At 69.9% G+C, this 18,795-nt stretch carries 15 protein-coding genes and 1 tRNA gene; 9 read left to right on the top strand and 7 right to left on the bottom strand.

Features of this window, described 5'->3' with window-relative positions:
- Nucleotides 1–19 precede the first annotated feature (19 nt).
- The 8 genes from VFZ70_18050 (at nt 20) to VFZ70_18015 (ending at nt 8,950) form a co-directional block, all read left to right on the top strand.
- Nucleotides 20–1,006 (top strand): ArsA-related P-loop ATPase, encoded by a 987-nt coding sequence (locus VFZ70_18050; protein HEX6257718.1) that lies wholly within the window; start codon nt 20–22, stop codon nt 1,004–1,006.
- Entirely contained in the window at nt 1,003–2,130 is a 1,128-nt protein-coding gene (locus VFZ70_18045) for an ArsA-related P-loop ATPase (protein HEX6257717.1), read from the top strand. The genes VFZ70_18050 and VFZ70_18045 overlap by 4 nt, the downstream gene beginning before the upstream one ends.
- A gap of 62 nt (nt 2,131–2,192) precedes the next feature.
- A complete protein-coding gene (locus VFZ70_18040) occupies nt 2,193–3,245 on the top strand; it encodes an NlpC/P60 family protein (GenBank protein HEX6257716.1) in 1,053 nt (350 codons plus the stop codon).
- Between the two features lie 327 nt (nt 3,246–3,572).
- Nucleotides 3,573–5,843 (top strand): transglycosylase domain-containing protein, encoded by a 2,271-nt coding sequence (locus tag VFZ70_18035; protein ID HEX6257715.1) that lies wholly within the window; start codon nt 3,573–3,575, stop codon nt 5,841–5,843.
- A gap of 31 nt (nt 5,844–5,874) precedes the next feature.
- Nucleotides 5,875–6,780 carry a metallophosphoesterase gene (locus VFZ70_18030; protein HEX6257714.1) on the top strand — a complete coding sequence of 302 codons (906 nt, stop codon included), beginning with the start codon at nt 5,875–5,877 and terminating at the stop codon, nt 6,778–6,780.
- Between the two features lie 36 nt (nt 6,781–6,816).
- Nucleotides 6,817–6,894 (top strand) — tRNA-Pro (locus VFZ70_18025).
- Between the two features lie 132 nt (nt 6,895–7,026).
- A complete protein-coding gene (locus tag VFZ70_18020) occupies nt 7,027–8,586 on the top strand; it encodes an alanine/glycine:cation symporter family protein (GenBank protein ID HEX6257713.1) in 1,560 nt (519 codons plus the stop codon).
- A 76-nt stretch (nt 8,587–8,662) separates the two neighbouring features.
- Complete coding sequence (locus VFZ70_18015; protein HEX6257712.1) at nt 8,663–8,950, top strand: MazG nucleotide pyrophosphohydrolase domain-containing protein; 288 nt, start codon at nt 8,663–8,665, stop codon at nt 8,948–8,950.
- A gap of 79 nt (nt 8,951–9,029) precedes the next feature.
- On the opposite strand, the gene VFZ70_18010 is transcribed toward VFZ70_18015, so the two are convergent.
- The 3 genes from VFZ70_18010 to VFZ70_18000 all read right to left on the bottom strand — a co-directional run bounded on the left by VFZ70_18010 (nt 9,030) and on the right by VFZ70_18000 (nt 12,072).
- Nucleotides 9,030–9,674: a hypothetical protein gene (locus VFZ70_18010; GenBank protein ID HEX6257711.1), complete on the bottom strand. Its 645-nt coding sequence runs from the start codon at nt 9,672–9,674 to the stop codon at nt 9,030–9,032.
- Nucleotides 9,675–9,760: 86 nt separating this feature from the next.
- Nucleotides 9,761–10,795 carry an aspartate-semialdehyde dehydrogenase gene (locus VFZ70_18005; GenBank protein HEX6257710.1) on the bottom strand — a complete coding sequence of 345 codons (1,035 nt, stop codon included), beginning with the start codon at nt 10,793–10,795 and terminating at the stop codon, nt 9,761–9,763.
- A 32-nt stretch (nt 10,796–10,827) separates the two neighbouring features.
- Nucleotides 10,828–12,072 carry an aspartate kinase gene (locus VFZ70_18000; GenBank protein ID HEX6257709.1) on the bottom strand — a complete coding sequence of 415 codons (1,245 nt, stop codon included), beginning with the start codon at nt 12,070–12,072 and terminating at the stop codon, nt 10,828–10,830.
- Nucleotides 12,073–12,282: 210 nt separating this feature from the next.
- On the opposite strand from VFZ70_18000, the gene VFZ70_17995 reads away from it, so the two are divergent.
- Entirely contained in the window at nt 12,283–13,146 is an 864-nt protein-coding gene (locus VFZ70_17995; GenBank protein HEX6257708.1) for an NAD-dependent protein deacetylase, read from the top strand.
- A 34-nt stretch (nt 13,147–13,180) separates the two neighbouring features.
- Here the strand turns inward: VFZ70_17995 and ppsA are convergent, their stop codons facing one another.
- The 4 genes from ppsA to dnaX all read right to left on the bottom strand — a co-directional run bounded on the left by ppsA (nt 13,181) and on the right by dnaX (nt 18,727).
- On the bottom strand, nt 13,181–15,577 hold the full coding sequence (ppsA, locus tag VFZ70_17990; protein ID HEX6257707.1) for a phosphoenolpyruvate synthase: 2,397 nt from the start codon (nt 15,575–15,577) through the stop codon (nt 13,181–13,183).
- Nucleotides 15,578–15,816: 239 nt separating this feature from the next.
- On the bottom strand, nt 15,817–16,416 hold the full coding sequence (gene recR, locus VFZ70_17985) for a recombination mediator RecR (GenBank protein ID HEX6257706.1): 600 nt from the start codon (nt 16,414–16,416) through the stop codon (nt 15,817–15,819).
- Nucleotides 16,417–16,471: 55 nt separating this feature from the next.
- Nucleotides 16,472–16,777: a YbaB/EbfC family nucleoid-associated protein gene (locus VFZ70_17980; protein ID HEX6257705.1), complete on the bottom strand. Its 306-nt coding sequence runs from the start codon at nt 16,775–16,777 to the stop codon at nt 16,472–16,474.
- Between the two features lie 60 nt (nt 16,778–16,837).
- Nucleotides 16,838–18,727 (bottom strand): DNA polymerase III subunit gamma/tau, encoded by a 1,890-nt coding sequence (dnaX, locus tag VFZ70_17975; protein ID HEX6257704.1) that lies wholly within the window; start codon nt 18,725–18,727, stop codon nt 16,838–16,840.
- Nucleotides 18,728–18,795 lie beyond the last annotated feature (68 nt).

The raw sequence follows: 18,795 nt of genomic DNA, 5'->3' as shown, positions 1-18,795 counted from the left end.
CCGAAAGGTTCCCGACCAAGTGGACGCCAGAGCGCTGTTGGACCCACGGGTGCTGCTGGTCACCGGCAAGGGTGGCGTCGGCAAGTCGACCGTCGCCGCGGCGCTCGCCATCGCCGGCGTGCGCAGCGGACGGCGCACGTGCCTGGTCGAGGTGGAGGGCCGCCAGACCATGCGGGCGCTGTTCAACACGGAGCCGTGGGGGTTCGACGAGCGGGAGATCCGACAGGACCTGTTCGGCCTGTCGATCGATCCTGAGGCGTCGCTGGCCGAGTACCTGGCGATGTTCTACGGAGCGCGCCGGCTGTCCAAGCTGGTCGTCAACTCGACGGCGGTCGAGTTCGCCACCACGGCCGCCCCCGGCATCAAGGACGTGCTGCTGATCGGCAAGGTCAAGGAGATGGAGCGGCGCCGGGATCCCGACGGGCGGTTCGTCTACGACCTGATCGTGGTCGACGCGCCGCCGACGGGGCGGATCGTGAACTTCCTGCGCGCGCCGGAGGCGACAACCGAGCTGGTCCGCGTGGGCCCGATCCGGGAGCAGGCGCAGTCGCTGATCGACCTGCTGTGCGACCCGAACCGCCTCCGCCTGCAGCTGGTGACGCTGCTCGAGGAGATGCCGGTGGCCGAGACCGCCGACAGCGCCGAGGCGCTCACCGGGCTCGGCGTCGAGCTGAACCCGGTGATCGCCAACCGCGTGCTGCGCAGCCGGTTCGACGAGGCGGCCGCCAAGGTCGTCGAGGGCGGCATCGCGGCCGATGTGCTGCGGTCGACGCTGGACGGCACCGCCATCGACGATGACACATCGATCACGGCGCTGCGCGTGCTCGGGGACAACCACGTGCGACGCCTGGCGCTGCAGGACACGATGCGCGCGGCGCTGCGCGACCGGGTCGACGTGGGAGTCTTCGAACTGCCGTACCTGGCCACCCGGACGTTCGCCGAGACGGAGGTGTCGCTGCTGGCGGATCACATCACCGCCGCGATCGAGCCGGACGTGACCGCATGACGGACGCGGCCACGGCGCGCTCACTGTCGTCCGTGATCGACGAGCGGCACGTCATCGTGTGCACGGGCGCCGGCGGCGTCGGCAAGACCACGACGGCAGCGGCGCTGGCGATCGAGGCCGCCGGACGCGGGCGTCGCACGATCGTGCTCACGATCGACCCGGCGCGCCGGCTCGCGCAGTCACTCGGGCTGTCGCAGCTCGACACCAGGGCCCATCCGGTGCCCGACGTGGTCGGGCTCGACGCGATGATGCTCGACATGAAGCGGACGTTCGACGAGATCGTCGAACGGCACGCGACCAGCCCGGACCGCGTGCAGCGGATCCTCGACAACCGCTTCTACCAGCAGCTGTCGGCCTCGCTGGCGGGCACGCAGGAGTACATGGCGATGGAGAAGCTGTACGACCTGCACGAGGCCCGCACGTACGACTGCATCGTCATCGACACGCCGCCCACGCGCAACGCGCTGGACTTCCTGGACGCGCCGCGCCGGCTGACCGACTTCCTCGAGGGCCGGTTCCTCAAGATGTTCCTGACGCCGGGGCTGACCGCCGGTCGGTTCGCGACCCGCGCCGTCGGCGTCGGCACGGGGCTGTTCATGCGCGCGGCGTCGCGCATCACAGGCGCGTTGGTGCTCGAGGACCTCGCCGACTTCTTCCAGTCGTTCGAAGGCATGTACGACGGCTTCAAGTCCCGTGCCCAGTCGGTCTACCAGCTGCTGCAACGCCCCGACTCGGCGTTCGTCGTCGTCAGCGCGCCCGAACCACCGCCGCTGCGGGAGGCTGCGTACTTCCTCCGCCGGCTCGCCCGCGACGGGATGCCGACGGCGGGCGTCGTCGTCAACAGGGTCACGCCACCCCCCGCGGGCGCGCTCGCGACCACGCCGGCCGACGAGCTCACAGCGATCGCAGCCGGCCTGGATCATGACGACGACGTCGAGCGGGCCGTCGCCGGCCTCGTCGAGCTGGCGCTCGACGCGCGCGAGGTGGCGGCCAGGCAGCAGCACGCCATCACCGCCGCACTGCGCGGCCTCGACCCCGGCGTGCTCGTCCAGGTCCCGCTGGCGGACAGCGACGTGCACGACGTCGCCGGCCTGCGATGGATCGCGGATCAACTGGTCCCCTGACCACCGAAGCTTCCCGTGTGGACAGCATCGGACAGGTGTGCGCCCGCCGCTGATGCGCGAACGTGAGGCCCGTCACGTTCGTCGACGACATGCGACAGGTCATGCGAGGGCCCCTCTCACCACTTGCCATCATCGTCATGCTCGTTGTGCTCATGGTTGGACATCCGGCCCTGGCCCAGCCGCCACAGCAGGAGCTCGCCGAGGCACGGGAACGACTCGACGCGCTCAGCCGCGAGCTGGAGATCCAGATCGAGGAGTGCAACCTGCGGCGGGAGCAACGCAAGGCCGCCGACCAGGCCGTCGCCGACAACCGCACACGCTACCGACGGACCGAGAAGCGCCTCGCGTCGGTGCGCGTCGAGTACAGCGAGGTCGTGGCGCAGCTGTATAAGGACCGCTCCGCCGGCCGCCAGCTGAACAGCCTGTCGGTCACGGCCGGCAGCCTCGCCGACTACGCGGAGCGGGTCGCCTGGCTCGACATCACCCAGGACGCGCGGACCACATCGGTCGAGCGCTACACCGCCGCACGCGACCGCCTGACCGCCGATGCCGACGTCCTGGAGACCACGCAGCAGGCCGCGGCCGAGGCGGAGGCCGAGGCCCAGCGCAGCTGCGACCGGACGCGCGAGAAGGTCGAGGCCGAAGAGGACACCATCGGCGAGCTCGCCGCAGAGGTCGAGCGGCTCGAGCAGGAGCAGGCGCGCGAGGCGGGTCAGCAGCAGGCCACGGCCGAGACGACCTCACAGGTCCCGGCGCCCGCCGCGGCGTCGGGGAACGCGGCGACCGCCGTGCAGTTCGCGCTCGCCCAGTTGGACAAGCCGTACAGCTGGGGTGGCTCGGGCCCGGACTCGTACGACTGCTCCGGCCTGACCAGCTCGGCATGGGCGGCGGCCGGCGTCTACCTGCCGCACAACTCCGGCATGCAGTACAACGCGACCAGCAGGGTGTCGCACAGCGACCTGCAGCCCGGCGACCTGTTGTTCTACGGCAGCCCGATCCACCACGTCGGCATCTACATCGGCAACGGGCAGATGGTCGACGCACCGCGCACCGGGTACACGGTTCGCGTGACCTCCATCGACCGCTCCAACTACGTCGGCGCTGGACGTCCATGAGCTGAGCACGCGCCCGTCCGGCGTCGACCATCGGCGGCGTAGACCGCCCATTGCGGAGTCCCGGCTCGCCGGGTGCTGTGGTCTGCCTACCTGCCCATTCCGCCACGTCCCGCTCGCCGACCGGGACGGTATGATCCCGACTTCGACCGTGCGGCCATCGGACGGTCCAGGACGCGCATGGGATTGCAGACGTACGACCCCCCGCTGCGGCGACAGGGGGCGCCGCGACCGGCGCCGACGCAGCCGCCACCCAGGCCGACGCCATCGGGGCGCCGGCCACGTCGCCGACGCCGCACAGCTCCCGGCGGGCCCCTGGGGGTCGTCACCATGGGCGTCGCCCTGCTGCTGTTGCTCGGCGTGCCCGCGTTGGCGGCACTCGCGGCGGCGGTGAATGCGGCCGGTGACCGTGTCACCGACATCCCGCCCCTGCCGGACGAGCTGGCCGACCCGCCCGAACGCAGCGTCGTCATCGACCGCGAGGGCCGTCGCCTGGCCACGCTCGAGGTCGAGAACCGGCGCTCGGTTTCCCTCCAACGCGTACCCGACCACGTCATCAACGCCGTCCTCGCCACAGAGGACCAGAGCTTCTGGGAGCACGAGGGCGTCAACTGGTCCGCGATCATGCGTGCCGCGGCGCTCAACGCCAGCTCCGGCGAGATCGCCGGCGGTGGATCGACGATCACGCAGCAGTTGGTGAAGAACCGGGTCGTCGGCGGGGAGCAGTCGCTGAACCGCAAGATCACCGAAGCGGTCTACGCGAGCCAGCTCGAGCGGCGCCGGGGCAAGCGCGAGATCCTCGAGATGTACCTCAACGACACCTACTTCGGCAACGGCGTGTACGGCATCGCCACCGCCGCCGAGTACTACTGGCGCAAGCCCGTGCGCAAGCTGAACCTCGCGCAGGCCGCGCTGCTCGCCGGCATCATCCGCTCGCCCGAACGCAACAACCCGGTCGACGAACCCGAGAACGCGCTCGCCCGCCGGACCGTCGTGCTCGACCAGATGGTCGAGCAGGACATAATCACGCGGCGGCAGGCGCGCCGCGCCGCCCGTAGCAAACTGAACCTGCGGCTGAGCGACCGCGCGAAGAACAGTTCGCCGTTCCTCGTGGACGTGCTCCGCCGCGAGCTCGAGCGGGACGCCCGGCTCGGCGACTCGCCCCAGAAGCGCTGGAACACGGTCCTCAACGAGGGTCTGCGGATCCGCACGACGTTCGACCTGCGGCTCCAACGCATCGCCGAACGCACCATCCGCGATCTACTCGACGAGCCGCGCACCGATCCGCTCGCATCGATCGTGGCGATCGACCCGAAGACCGGCGACATGCTCACGGCCGCGGTCGGACCGGAGCGCTACGGCAACGGTCCCCGGCGGACGACGGTCAACCCGGCGGTCCCGGGGCTCGGCGGGACGGGGCGCCAGCCCGGCTCGACGTTCAAGGCATTCGAGGTCGTGACCGCGCTCGAGCACGACGTGCCCATCACGCACGGCTTCGAGTCGACGTCGACGTTCACGTCGGAGTCCCCGCAGTGCCCCTCGTACGAGGTGCGCAACTACGGCGATGCCGACCTCGGCTACCAGCAGATGCCGCAGGCGACCGCGACGTCGAGCAACACCTACTTCCTGCACCTCATGGACATCGCGGGGGGACCGAGCGCGCTGGCCGACACCGCCAAACGGATGGGGATCCGCAGCAACCTCGACCCGGTCTGCTCGCTGGTGCTGGGATCGAAGGAGGTCTACCCCGCCGAGATGGCCGGCGCCTTCGCGACCTTGGCCAACGACGGCGTGCGGTGCCGCCCGCACGCCGTCAGCGAGATCCGGGATCGTTCGGGCAAGGTGCTGCGCCGCAGGAACGGCGGCTGCAAGCAGGTCATCGAGGAAGACGTGGCGCACCAGGCCACCAGCCTGCTGCGCGGCCCGTTGGAGAACGGCACGGCGAGCGCCAATGGACAGATCGGCCGTCCGGCCGCCGGGAAGACGGGAACCACCACCGACTACTACGACGCCTGGTTCGTCGGGTACATCCCTCAGATGTCGGTGGCGACCTGGGTGGGACACGAGTTGCAGGAGAAGTTGGTGCACCCGCTCTGCGGCGAGGTGACCGGTGGTTGCCTACCGACGATGCTGTGGCAGCGCTTCATGGCCGAGGCGATCGCCGAGCTGGACCTGCCACTGGAGGACTTCCCGCCGCCGCCGCCACCGCCGGCCGCACCCGTGCCATCGGTGACCGGCATGCACGTCGACCAGGCGACGGCGACGCTCACCGATGCAGGGTTCACGGTGGCGCGCGCGGTGGTCTCCGACCGGGCGCCCGTGGGCACCGTCGTGGGCCAGAGCCCCGCCGCCGGCGAGGAGCTCGAGCTCGGAAGCGCAGTGAGCCTCGCCGTCTCGGACGGCGTGGGTATCGTGGAGGAACCTCCCGAGGAGGAGGCGCCCGATCCGCTGCAGGAGCAACAACAGCAGGGCCCGTTGAACCTGCAACCCGGTCCCGGTCCCGGGCCGGATCCGGACCCGGATCTCGATCCGGATGGGACGACCGACGACTCGCCGTTCAAGTTCCGGCCCGGCAACGGTGGCGGGCGCGACGAGCCGTAGTGACACCGTCGATGCTGACGGAGGCTGAGACATGAGGCGCCTGATCCGGACGGCCGCGACCGCCGCGACCGCCGGCCTGGCCTGGGGTCTGATCGAGCGGCGGTGGTTCGTGCTCCGCCACGGGACGCTGCCGGTTCTGAGCGGACCGGACGCCAGCACGCTCCGGATCCTGCACCTCTCGGACCTCCATCTGGTCCCCGACGACCGGCGGATGGCGCGGTTCGTCCGCGGCAGCCTCGCGCACGGGCCCGATCTGGCGGTGGTGACCGGTGACATCCTCGGCCATCACGACGCGATCGACGATGCCGTGGACCTGCTCGCGACGATCAGCGCTGACCGTCCAGCTATCGCCGTCCTCGGCTCCAACGATCGCCATGAGCCGGTCGTCCGCAATCCGCTGCGCTACTTCGCGGGACCCACGCGCCGACACCCGGGAACGCCGCTCGACACCGAGCGGCTGGTCGTGGGGCTCAAAGAGGCCGGGTGGCACGTGCTCCGCAACGAGCGGATCACCGTGCCGACGTCCGCGGGCGAGATAGACGTCGTCGGCCTGGACGATCCGCACATCGGCGCCGACAGCCCGGAGCAGATCGACTGGGCGCCGCCGCCCGATCCCCTGCCGCTGCGGTTGGGCGTCGTGCACTCGCCGTACACGGACGTCGTCGATCGCTTCGCCGACGAGGGGTTCGGCCTCACGTTGGCGGGTCACACCCACGGCGGTCAGGTGCGGGTGCCCTTCGTCGGCGCACTCGTCGACAACTGCGACCTGCCGCTGCACATGGCGCGCGGCGCGACGCGTTACGCGGACCACATGTGGCTTCACGTCTCCGCTGGTCTGGGCACGTCGCGCTTCGCACCCGTGCGGTTCGCCTGCCGACCGGAGGCCAGCATCCTGGACCTGGTTCCCGTGCGAGCCGAGGAGCCCTTCGCGCTTTGAGCCTGCCGGGTGAGCGGGCTACCCTGTACGCGCACACGGGATGTAGCGCAGCTTGGTTAGCGCGCCACGTTCGGGACGTGGAGGCCCCGGGTTCAAATCCCGGCATCCCGACCACATCAGAGAGTCGAACCGGTGGTCGAGGGCGACACGCCGACGGCCACCCTCGACGCAATGCGACGCAAGCAGGCCTTTTCAGATTCGTTCGAACGGGTTAGAACTACACCGGTCGAACGAACGGGGCTGTCGATGAGACGTGTCGGAAACCTGTGTCTGCTGACGATCGGCTGGCTGCTGCTGCTGGCGCCCGCTGCGCATGCGGGCCAGGAGCAGAGTGGCGTCGACAAGGCGGTCAACGACACGCTCGGGCCCGTCGCCGAGTTCGCGGCGGGGGTCGTGTTCTATGCGGTCCCGATCGGTGAGACGTCGCTCCCGCTGATCGTCGTCTGGCTGTTCGGCGGCGCCATCTTCTTCACGGTCTACAACAAGTTCATCAACCTGCGCGGATTCCGGCACTCGATCGAGGTCACGCGCGGCGCGTACGACGACCCTGACGATCCCGGAGAGACGACGCACTTCCAGGCCCTGATGACCGCACTGTCGGCGACGGTCGGCCTCGGCAACATCGCCGGCGTCGCAGTCGCGGTCTCGATCGGTGGTCCGGGCGCGACGTTCTGGATGGTCGTCGCCGCCTTCTTCGGCATGTCGACCAAGTTCGTCGAGTGCTCGCTGGGGGTGAAGTACCGCAACGAGTTCGAGGACGGGCACGTATCCGGCGGGCCCATGTACTACATCGACCGTCTGAGCGACAAGTACCCTTCGATCCCGAGCTGGGCGGCCAAGGCCGTCGCCGCCTTCTTCGCCGTGGCGACCATCGGCGGCGGACTCGGCGCCGCCAACATGTTCCAGACCAACCAGGCCTACGTGCAGTTCCTGGAGATCGCCGGCGAGGACAGCTTCTTCGGCAACAACGCCTGGGCCTTCGGGTTGATCTTCGCCACCATCGTCGGGATCGTGATCATCGGTGGCATCAAGAGCATCGCCCGCGTCACCGAGAAGCTGGTGCCGTTCATGGCGGGCATCTACCTGCTGGCCGCGGCCGTGATCATCGTGCTCAACATCACCGAGTTGCCGACCGCGCTCTGGCGCATCTTCTCCGGAGCGATGACCGGCGCCAGCGTCGCCGGCGGCTTCATCGGTGCGCTCGTCGTCGGCATCCAGCGCTCGGCCTTCTCCAACGAGGCCGGTCTGGGGTCGGCGGCCATCGCCCACTCGTCCGCCAGGACCGACCTGCACATCCGCGAGGGCTTCGTCGCCCAACTGGGGCCGTTCATCGACACCGTCATCATCTGCAGCGCCACTGCGCTGATCATCGTCATCACCGGCGTGTACGAGGGCGCCGGCGACGAGGTGGAGGGCGTCAGCCTGACATCGGAGGCGTTCGCGCAACGGATCCCGTGGTTCCCGTCGGTGCTCGCGATCGCGGTCATCCTCTTCGCCTTCTCGACCATGATCTCGTGGTCGTACTACGGCGTGAAGGCGGCCAACTACCTGTTCGGTGAGAGCACGCTGGTCGTGCGCGGGTTCCAGATCATCTTCCTGATCGCCGTCGTGGTCGGCGCCTCCCTGGCGCTCGAGAACGTCGTGCCGCTCATGGACGCGCTGATCTTCCTCATGCCACTGGCCAACGTGCTGGGGTTGTTCTTCTACGCGAAGGAGATCCGCGAAGATCTCCGCGAGTACTGGAACGCCTACCAGTCGGGTGAGATGAAGACCTACGCCGAGGAGCAGGCCGAAGCCAGCGCCTGATCCCGCGCTCCGGGGAGCCGGTCCACCGCCTCGGCCGTCCGGCTCCCGAGTCGCGTCGGCGCTAACCTCCCGCCACATGGACATCGCCGCATTCCAGGCACAGATGCGCACCATCTACGGCGAACGCGACCGCCAGCGCGGGGCGGCGCGGACGTTCGCGTGGTTCACCGAGGAGTGCGGTGAGCTGTCGCGCGCGGTGTTCCGTGGGGCACACGAGGACCGCACCGTGGAGTTCGCCGACGTGCTGGCCTGGTTGGCGTCGCTGGCCGACCTGACGGGCGTGGACCTGGCCGAGGCCGCGCAGCGATACGCCGACGGGTGCCCGCGGTGCCGGGTCATGCCGTGCCGCTGCGACCGCGACTGACGCGACAGGCGGCGCCATACGCGTCCCACCGTGAGGTGGTCGCGCTCGGACCGACGCCGCGGGGTCGGTCCGAGCCCGGTCAGCCGACCGTCACGGACGTCCGCATGCCCTCCTCATAGTGGCTCTCGAGCGTGCCATCGGACTCCTCCTCCACGATGTTGCAGAAGAAGACGTAGTCGCCCGGTGGTAGCTCGAAGGTGCCCGAGCAGGTATCACCTGCGGCGAAGCTCTCGATCTCACCGATGAACGCGCCCTCGGGCAGTTCGTCCTCCTGGACCTGTCCGTCAGCCACCGGCAGGCCGTCCAGGTCGTCGGCGCGGACGATCACGACCTCGTGGGGCTCGCCACCGATGTTGCCGGCAGTGACGGTCACGGTGCCTGACGGCACCTGCGTCGGCACGCCGATCTCCCACTCGGTCAGCGTGACCGCGATCGCCTGGTCCGACGGCTCGCTGGGCGGCGCGCACGCGACCTCGGCGTCGTCGTCGACGGCGGACGACGCCCCGCTCGCCGACGACGACCCGCTCGCCGACGACGACGCGCCGTCGCTCTCGACACCCGAAGCGGATGCGGCGCCCTCGGACTCCACTCCCGACGCCGAGCTCGACCCGGACGCCGAGCCACTGCCCGATCCGGACTCGCTACCGATCGTGCGGACGCCCTCGTCGGCGCCACTGCACGCTCCGAGCAACAGCAGGGCAACCGCCAGAATCCGCAACCTCATGAACCGTCTCCACATCGACCCCTTGCGACCCGGTCCCACCGATCCGTCACAACTAAGGGTAGGTTAACCTTCTCTGTGGAGGAAGGTTACACCGCCCCGCGCTCGATGAGCAACTCGGCGATCTGGACGGTGTTGAGCGCGGCGCCCTTGAGCAGGTTGTCTCCGACCACGAAGAAGTTGAGCGCGCGAGGGTCGGTCAGGTCCGGCCTGATGCGTCCCACGGCGACCTCGTCGCGACCCGCCCACTCGAGGGGGGTCGGCAGGTCGGCGATCTCGAGGCCGGGGAACGCGGCCATCACCGACGTCGCGCGATCCACGTCGACGGGCGAGGAGAACGTCGCGCGAACCTGGATCGCATGCCCGGCCATCACCGGAACCCGCACACAGGTGGGTGACACCGCCAGGTCGGGCAGCCCGAGGATCTTGCGCGACTCGTTGCGCAGCTTCATCTCCTCGTCGGAGTAACCCGAATCGACGTGCGAGCCGAGCCATGGGACGACGTTGAACGCCAGCGCCGCGGCGTGGACGCGATGTTCGACGAGCTTGGCCGCTGCAGCGCCGTCCCGGCGCAACAGCTCCGGCTCAGCGAGCAGCGTGGGAACCTGGGCGAGCAACTCGTCCATCCCCTGCTGTCCCGCCCCGCCCGCCGCCTGGAAGCTGGTGGCGACCATCGCTGTCAGGCCGAACTCGTCGTGCAGCGCCTTGAGCGGCAGCATCGCCGCCATGGTCGTGCAGTTCGGGTTCGCCACGATGCCCTTGCGCATGCCATCCAGGGCGTCCGGGTTGACCTCGGTCACGACGAGCGGCACGTCGGGGTCCATGCGCCAGGCGGACGAGTTGTCGACCACGAGCGCCCCCGCGGCGACAGCCTGCGGCGCGTACTCGCGGGAGCGACCTCCGCCGGCCGAGAACAACGCAATGTCGACCCCGTCGAACACGCCAGGCTCGCTCAGCGCCCGCACCGCGACCTCACGGTCGCCGAACGCCAGGCGACGCCCCGCGGACCGCTCGGATGCGATGAGCACGACATCGTCATGGTCCACGTGGCGGCGCAGCAGCAACCGCCGCAGATCCTGCCCGACAGCGCCGGTGGCTCCGACCACCGCGATCGTGCGTCCCATGTGCCGTTCCTCGTGTCGCCTGGCTGGTGGTCCTAGTGCACCGAGGTCTCGCCGGCCGCGCCGACCTCGCGTGCGAGGCCGAAGTGCTCGTGGATCGCGTTGACGGCCGTCTCGGCGTCGTCGCGGCGCACGACGACCGAGATCCGGATCGTCGACGTCGAGATCATCTCGATGTTCACGCCGGCCTCGCTCAGTGCGCGGAACATCGCGGCCGCCACACCGGGATGGGTCTTCATGCCGGCGCCGACCAACGAGACCTTCGCGACCTGCTCGTCGAAGGCGACCTCCTGCGCGCCGATCTCCGACGAGATCTGCTCGAGGAGATGGAGCGCGCGCGGCCCCTCGTCCCTGGGCAGCGTGCACGAGATGTCGGTCGTTCCGTCGTCGCCGACGTTCTGGACGATCATGTCGACGTTGATGTTCACGTCTGCGAACGCGGTGAAGATCTGTGCGGCGACGCCGGGCTTGTCCGGGACGCCACGGATGACGAGCTTGCCCTCGCTCGTGTCGTGGGCGACGCCCGAGATGATCGGTTGCTCCATGGTTGCGGCCCTCCGGACCCAGGTGCCGTCCTGCCAGCTGAACGAGCTGCGGACGTGAATGTCGACGCCGTGATTGCGTGCGTACTCCACACTGCGCACCTGCAACACGTTCGCGCCACAGGCCGCGAGCTCGAGCATCTCCTCGTGCGACGTCTCGCGGAGCCGGCGCGCGTCGGGCACGATCCTCGGGTCGGCGGTGTACACGCCGTCGACGTCCGTGTAGATCTCGCATATCGGCGCATCGAGCGCGGCGGCGAGCGCCACCGCGGTCGTGTCGCTTCCCCCACGCCCGAGCGTCGTCACGTCCTTGGACTCGCGCGACACGCCCTGGAAGCCGGCGACGATGACGATGTGACCGCCGTCGAGCGCATCGGTGATCCGCCCGGGTGTGATGTCCAGGATGCGCGCCTTGCCGTGCACGGCGTCGGTGATGATGCCGGCCTGGCTGCCGGTGAAGCTGCGTGCGGTGAACCCACGCTCGTGGATCGCCATGGCCAGCAGCGACATCGAGATGCGCTCGCCGGCCGTCAGCAGCATGTCGAGCTCACGGCCGGGGGGTCGAGGGCTGAGCTCGTGGGCCTGACGCACCAGCTCGTCGGTGGTCTGTCCCATGGCCGAGACGACCACCACGACGCCGTTGCCGGCTCGCGCCACACGCTCGATGCGCTGGGCGACCCTGCGTATGCGGTCGGTGTCGGCCATCGACGTTCCGCCGTACTTCTGCACTACGATCACGGGACGATCCAGGTCTCCAGCGTTCCTTGAGCTGCCAGACATCCAGCGGCGCCGGCACGTGACGGCGCGGCGCGGCCCGCACAATGCTAACGACCCCGCCAGGTCCCGTGCGCCTGGCGGCATGGCCGACCGTGAGACGACGCCGTCGCATCGGTGCCGTCATCGTGACCGCGCGCGGACGGGCGTGCGACCCGGACGTACCCTCGTGGCGTGGAGCAGGCGATCGGACAGCTGGCGAGGCTCGTCACGAACCGTGGGATCGTGGTGCTGAGCGGCGCCGGCATCTCCACCGACTCGGGCATTCCCGACTACCGCGGTCCCGACGGCGCCCGGCGGCGGACCGCGCCCATCACGTACCGCGAGTTCGTCGCCGACAGCAGCGCGCGACGCCGCTACTGGGCGCGCAGCCAGGTCGGTTGGCGTCACGTGCGCCGTGCGCGCCCGAACGCCGGGCACACCGCGGTGGCGGCGCTGGAGCGTGACGGCTGGGCGTCGGGACTGATCACCCAGAACGTCGACGGGCTGCACGGTGCGGCCGGCAGCAGCAACGTCGTCGAGTTGCACGGCAACCTGGCGCGCACCGTCTGCCTCGGTTGCGGGCGCCGCCGGTCACGACGCGAGATGGGCGAGCGCCTCGACGACGCGAACCCCGATTTCGCCGCGCGTGCGACGCAGGTCGCCCCGGACGGCGACGCCGACCTGGCGACCGACGCCGAGCGCGACTTCCGCGTGGTGGGCTGCACCACGTGCGGCGGCGTGCTGAAGCCCGACGTCGTGTTCTTCGGTGAGTCCGTGCCGCGCGCCCGCGTCGACCGCTGCTTCGGCATGGCCGACACCGCGCGGGCGCTGCTGGTCGTCGGATCGTCGTTGACGGTGATGTCGGGGTACCGCTTCATCATCCGCGCCCGCACGCTGGGCACGCCGGTCGCGATCGTCAACCGCGGGCCGACGCGTGGCGACGACGACGCGCGGGTCCGCATCGACGCCGGCCTCGGCGACGTGCTGCCCCGCCTGGTCGACCTTCTCCGCGCCCATCCCGCCGCCGGGACGCGCCCGACGAGCGTCGCAGGCTGACACCACCCCGACACATTCGCCGCGCCCGGCGGCGTCACGTCCGGGTGGCCTCGCACTTGGCGACGTTCTGGCGGGTCGACAGCAGGGCGTCCGGATTGACCGAGATCGAGTCGATGCCCGACTCGACCAGGAACGCCGCCAGATCCGGATGATCACTGGGACCCTGCCCGCAGATCCCGACCACACGACCCTTGGCGTGCGCGGCCTCGATGACCGTGCTGATCGCCTTGCGCACCGCGGGGTTGCGCTCGTCGAACAGGTGTGCCAGATGCCCCGAATCACGATCCACACCCAGCACGAGCTGGGTCAGGTCGTTCGACCCGATCGAGAACCCGTCAAACCGGTCAGCGAACTCGTCGGCCAGCAACACGTTGGACGGGATCTCACACATCACGTACACCTTCAAGCCGTGTTCACCGCGGCGCAGCCCTTCGGCGGCCATCACCTCCAGGACACGGTCAGCCTCCTCCAGGGTGCGCACGAACGGCAGCATGACGATGACGTTGTCCAACCCCATCTCCTCGCGCACCCGCTTGAGCGCCCGACACTCCAACGCGAACGCCTCCCGGTAGCCCTCCATGTAGTACCGGCTGGCGCCCCGCCAGCCCAGCATCGGGTTCGACTCCTCCGGCTCGAACTGACGTCCACCGATCAGATCGGCGTACTCGTTGCTCTTGAAGTCACTCGTGCGCACCACCACCGGGTCGGGGTGACGCGACGCCGCGATCCGCCCGATGCCCATCGCGAGCCGGTCCACGAAGTACGCGCGCAGGTCGTCGTAGCCGACGGCCAGCTTCTCGATGTGCTTGCGGACCTTGCGGTCCTCGACGTCGTCGAAGCGCACCAGCGCCATCGGGTGGACCTGGATGTGGTCGTTGACGATGAACTCCATGCGCGCCAGGCCGACACCGTCAGCCGGCAGCTGCCACCACCGCATCGCCGCACCCGGCGACGCCAGGATCAACATCACCTTGGTGTCGGTCTCGGGGATGTCAGACACGTCGATTGCGTCCTCGACCCACTGCACCTCACCCCTGTACACCAGACCAGCGTCGCCCTCGGCGCACGAGACCGTGACGACCTCGCCGTCCTCCAGCACACGTGTCGCGTCATCGCTGCCCACCACCGCCGGCAGGCCCAGCTCGCGGCTGATGATCGCCGCGTGGGCGGTCCGCCCGCCCCGGTCCGTCACGATCGCGCTCGCCCGCGCCATGATCGGCCCCCAGTCGGGGTCGGTCATCTCGGTGACCAGCACGTCGCCGTCCTCGAACTCATCGGCATCCTCGGCGCTGGTCAGCACGCGCACCCTGCCGGTCGCGACGGCACTGCCGACCGCGATCCCGCGCACCACCGGAGTCTCGTCGGTCTCGACGCGGTAGCTGGTCAGTGCACCCGCGCCGACACGTGACTGCACCGTCTCGGGCCTGGCCTGCACGACGAACAGCTCACCGGACTCGCCGTCCTTGGCCCACTCGACGTCCATCGGCCGGCTGTAGTGCCGTTCGATCGCGGTCGCCCACCGCGCGAGCTGCAGCACCTCGTCGTCGGACAGCACGTACGTCTCGCGCTCGCGCCGGCGGGTGTCGACGACCTTGGTCGCCGCGGCCTCGCCGGTGGCGTAGACCATCTTGGTCAGCTTCGACCCGCGCACCCGGTCGATGATCGGACGACGCGCAAGTCCGTCGGGCGTCGTGCCGTCCAGCCCGGGCTTGAAGACCACCCACTCGTCGGGTTCGACGTGACCGGCGACGATCTGCTCGCCCAGACCCCACGAGCCGTTGATGACCACGACGTCGGGGAACCCCGTATCGGGTTCCAGCGTGAACATCACCCCCGAGCAGGCGCGGCCGGACCGCACCATCTTCTGAATGGTGACCGACAGCGACACGTCCGACTCGTCGAACCCGTGCCTGGCGCGGTAGACGATGGCACGGTCGGTGAACAGCGACGTGTAGCAGAAGCGCACCGAGTCGAGCAGGTCCTCCTGGCCCGTGACGTTCAGCACGGTCTCCTGCTGCCCGGCGAAGCTGGCATCCGGCAGGTCCTCCGCCGTCGCCGAGCTGCGCACCGCCACGTCGACCTCGGCCATGCCGTAGCGCTCGCACAGGTCGTCGTAGGCCTTCGCGATCTCGGCGGCCAACTCGTCGGGGAAGTGCCCCCGCCCGACGGCCCGGCGCAGTCGCTGACCGACGTCGCGGACGCGGTCCTCGTCCTCGCGCAGGATCGCCGTCGCTTCGGCGATGAGGTCACCGATGCCGTTCTCCTCGACGTAGCGACGGTAGCCCTCGACCGTGATCGCCACGCCCTCAGGAACCCGCACACCCTGCTCTTTCAGGCCCGAGAGCATCTCGCCCAACGAGGCGTTCTTGCCGCCGACGACGTCGACGTCGTCCCATCCGAACTCGTCCAACGGCCGCACCAGCTGACCCATCGCAGGCTCCTCTCACCGCGTCCCTCGCGTCGCGCCGATCGAGTGTCTGCGACGCCGGTCACCCTGGCTGCACCGTAACGCCGATCCGCCTGTACCAACAGGGGCAGATCCACAGATCCGGGCACAGTCGGGCACACTCGGGCAGGCGCCTGTGGGATGTCATTCGTCACCACACCATCTGATCGGCGGTGGAAGCAACGTTCCACACGCTCCGCGGTCGCGATCGCGGCCGCGGGACGTCAGAGTGATCGGCGGCCGGCGAACGCGCGACCGAGGGTGATCTCGTCCGCGTACTCGAGATCGCCGCCGACCGGCAGACCCGACGCGATCCGGCTGACCTGCAGATCCATGCTCTTCAGCAGCTTGGACAGGTAGCTGGCGGTCGCCTCGCCCTCGATGTTCGGGTTGGTGGCCAGGACAACCTCGCCGACGTCCTCGGTGCCGATGCGTGCCACGAGCTCACGGACCCGCAACTGCTCCGGGCCGATCCCGTCGATCGGCGAGATGGCCCCGCCGAGGACGTGGTAGCGGCCTCGGAACTCTCCGGTCTTCTCGATCGCGAGGACGTCCCGGGGTTCCTCGACGACGCACAGGACGGTGGGGTCACGTCGTGCGTCACGGCAGATGCGACACTCGGCGAGCTCGCTGACGTTGTAGCAACGGTCGCAGAACTTCACCTTCTGCTTGACGTTCCGGATGGCGTCGGCGAGACGTTCGGCGTCTTCGATGTCGACCTGCAGCAGATGGAACGCCAGGCGCTGGGCGCTCTTCGGACCGACGCCGGGCAGTCGGCCCAGCTCCTCGATCAGGTCCTGGATCGGACCCTCATAGATGCTCACGATGCCCTACGCCTACGGGCGCCGTGTGCGCCCGCCCACCGGCCGGACCGCCCGCTCAGATCAGCCCCGGCGGCAGACCGAGACCACCAGCGAGGCTGCCCAACTTCTCCTGCTCGAGCTCCCGGGCGCGGCGCAACCCATCGTTGACCGCCGCGACCACCAGGTCCTGGAGCATCTCGACGTCGTCGGGATCGACGGCATCGGGCGCGATCTCGATGCTGGTCAGGTCGCCCGCGCCGGTGACGACGGCGTTGACGGTGCCGCCGCCGGCGCTGCCGGTGACCTCGACCTGCGCGATCTCCTCCTGCGCCTTGGCGAGCTTGCGCTGCAGTGCCTGGGCCTGTTGCAGCATCTGGTTCATGAGGTGTGCCTACCGCTCGTCGAATCGCCGGCGACCGCCGGGCGGCCGATGGCCAACAGCCTACCCCGCGCCCGCTCCGCCGAGGTCGACGACGGTGGCGCCGAGGTTGCGCCGCAACGTCTCGATCGCCTGCTGACGCAGTTCCTCCTCGTCGGGCAGCTCCCCCGACGCCTCCATGGCCTCACGTTCAGCGACCTCGGCCGCCTCGGCGTCCTCGGTGGAGGGACCCGTGTCGCCATTGTCGGAGGCGACCACGCACCGCAGACGGGCCCGCACTCCGATCACGTCGTGGATCGCGCCGCCGATGACGCGTTGACCGTCGGCGCCCCCGCACTCTCCGGCATGGAACTGGTGACCGGGCCGGAACTCCAGCGTCACGGTCTGACCGTCGAGCGCGACGGGTCTGCTCATCGACACCAGAGCGTGCCAGCGGACCTTCTGGCGCTTGACGCGGTCGAGCACGGCGGGCCACGACCGCTTGAGCAGATCGAGGTCGACGCCGTCACCATCACCCGACGTCGCAGCGGCAGACGACGGGGGCGCCGCGGTGGCCGGCGTCGACGGTTCCTCGTCCGCCACCGCGGCCGGAGCCGGTCCCGCGGACGCGGGATTCGCCGCGCCGGCGGCGTCGTCCGCGTTCCGACGCCCGGGGTCGGACGTCAGCTCCGCGGTGGCGCCGACGGTGGATTCCGGCGCCGCGGGTGTGGAGGGCGCCGTTGCCGTCCGCGCCTCGTCCACCCGCTCGCCGTCGCCACCCGCCGGAGCGTCGGACAGTGACGGTGCGCCGACAGCCCGGGGTGCGTCATCGACGCCGCTGCGTCGCTCCAGGCGGTCGAGCCGCGCAGCGAGTGCAGCGGCGTCACCCGACGCCTCGGGGAGCGCGGACTTCGCGAGCGCGAGCTCCAACGGCAGCCGGGTGTTGCCACGGCGCATCTGCGCCTGGCACTCAGCCAGCAGGTCGACGGCGCGCAGCAGTTCGATCCGGCCGAGCCGCTGGGCCTGCGTGCGCAGACGCGTGAGCCGCTCGGGTGTGCCAGGGACCAGGTCCGCGTCGGGCGCGACCTGGATGAGGAACAGCGACCGCAGGTGCTCCGTCGCGTCGCGCGCGAACTGCCGCAGGTCGTGGCCACTGTCGGCCAACCGCTGCACCAGCCTGCACAGCGCCGCGACGTCGCCCGCCGCGATGCCGGTGGCCATGTCGGCCAACAGGTCCTCGTCGGTGGTCCCGAGGACCTCGGCGACTCCCTCGACCGTGACCTTGGGGCCGGTGAACGCCAGGACCTGTTCGAGCACCGACTCGGTGTCGCGCGCGCTGCCGTCGCCGGCGCGCACGATCAGGGCCACGGCGCCCGTGTCGAACGAGACCTGTTCGCGCTCCCCGATGTGCTCCACCCGTGCCGCCAACGTGCCGGCGTCGATGCGCCGGAAGTCGAAGCGCTGGGTGCGCGACAGGATGGTGGCCAGCACCTTGTGCGGCTCGGTGGTGGCGAACACGAACAGCACGTGGTCCGGCGGCTCCTCAACGGTCTTGAGGAACGCGTTCCATCCCGCCGTCGACAGCATGTGACACTCGTCGACGATGTAGACCTTCATGCGCGCCGACGCCGGCGCGAACGCCACCCGCTCCCGGAGCTCGCGCACGTCGTCGACGCCGCCGTGGCTGGCCGCGTCGATCTCGATGACGTCCACGCTGGAGCCGTTGGTGATCGCCGTGCACTGCCCACAGACGTTGCACGGCGACGGCGTCGGACCCTGCACGCAGTTCACGGCCTTGGCCAGGATGCGCGCGGTCGACGTCTTGCCGGTGCCACGCGGCCCGGTGAACAGGTACGCGTGGTGCAGCCGGTCCTCGGTGATCGCCTGCGACAGCGTCTCGGTGACGTGGGACTGGCCGACGATCTCGGCGAAGGTCTGTGGCCGGTACTTGCGGTAGAGCGAGACGTGGGCCATGGCACCTCGGAGCATCCGCCGATGTCCACGCCATGATCGCTACCGGACGGACGAATAGGTACGGGGAA

The sequence above is a fragment of the Euzebyales bacterium genome (assembly GCA_036374135.1).
In the GTDB taxonomy this organism is placed as follows: domain Bacteria; phylum Actinomycetota; class Nitriliruptoria; order Euzebyales; family JAHELV01; genus JAHELV01.
The sequence above is the reverse complement of the archived record's forward strand: the minus strand, read 5'-3'. Positions and strand labels throughout refer to the sequence as shown.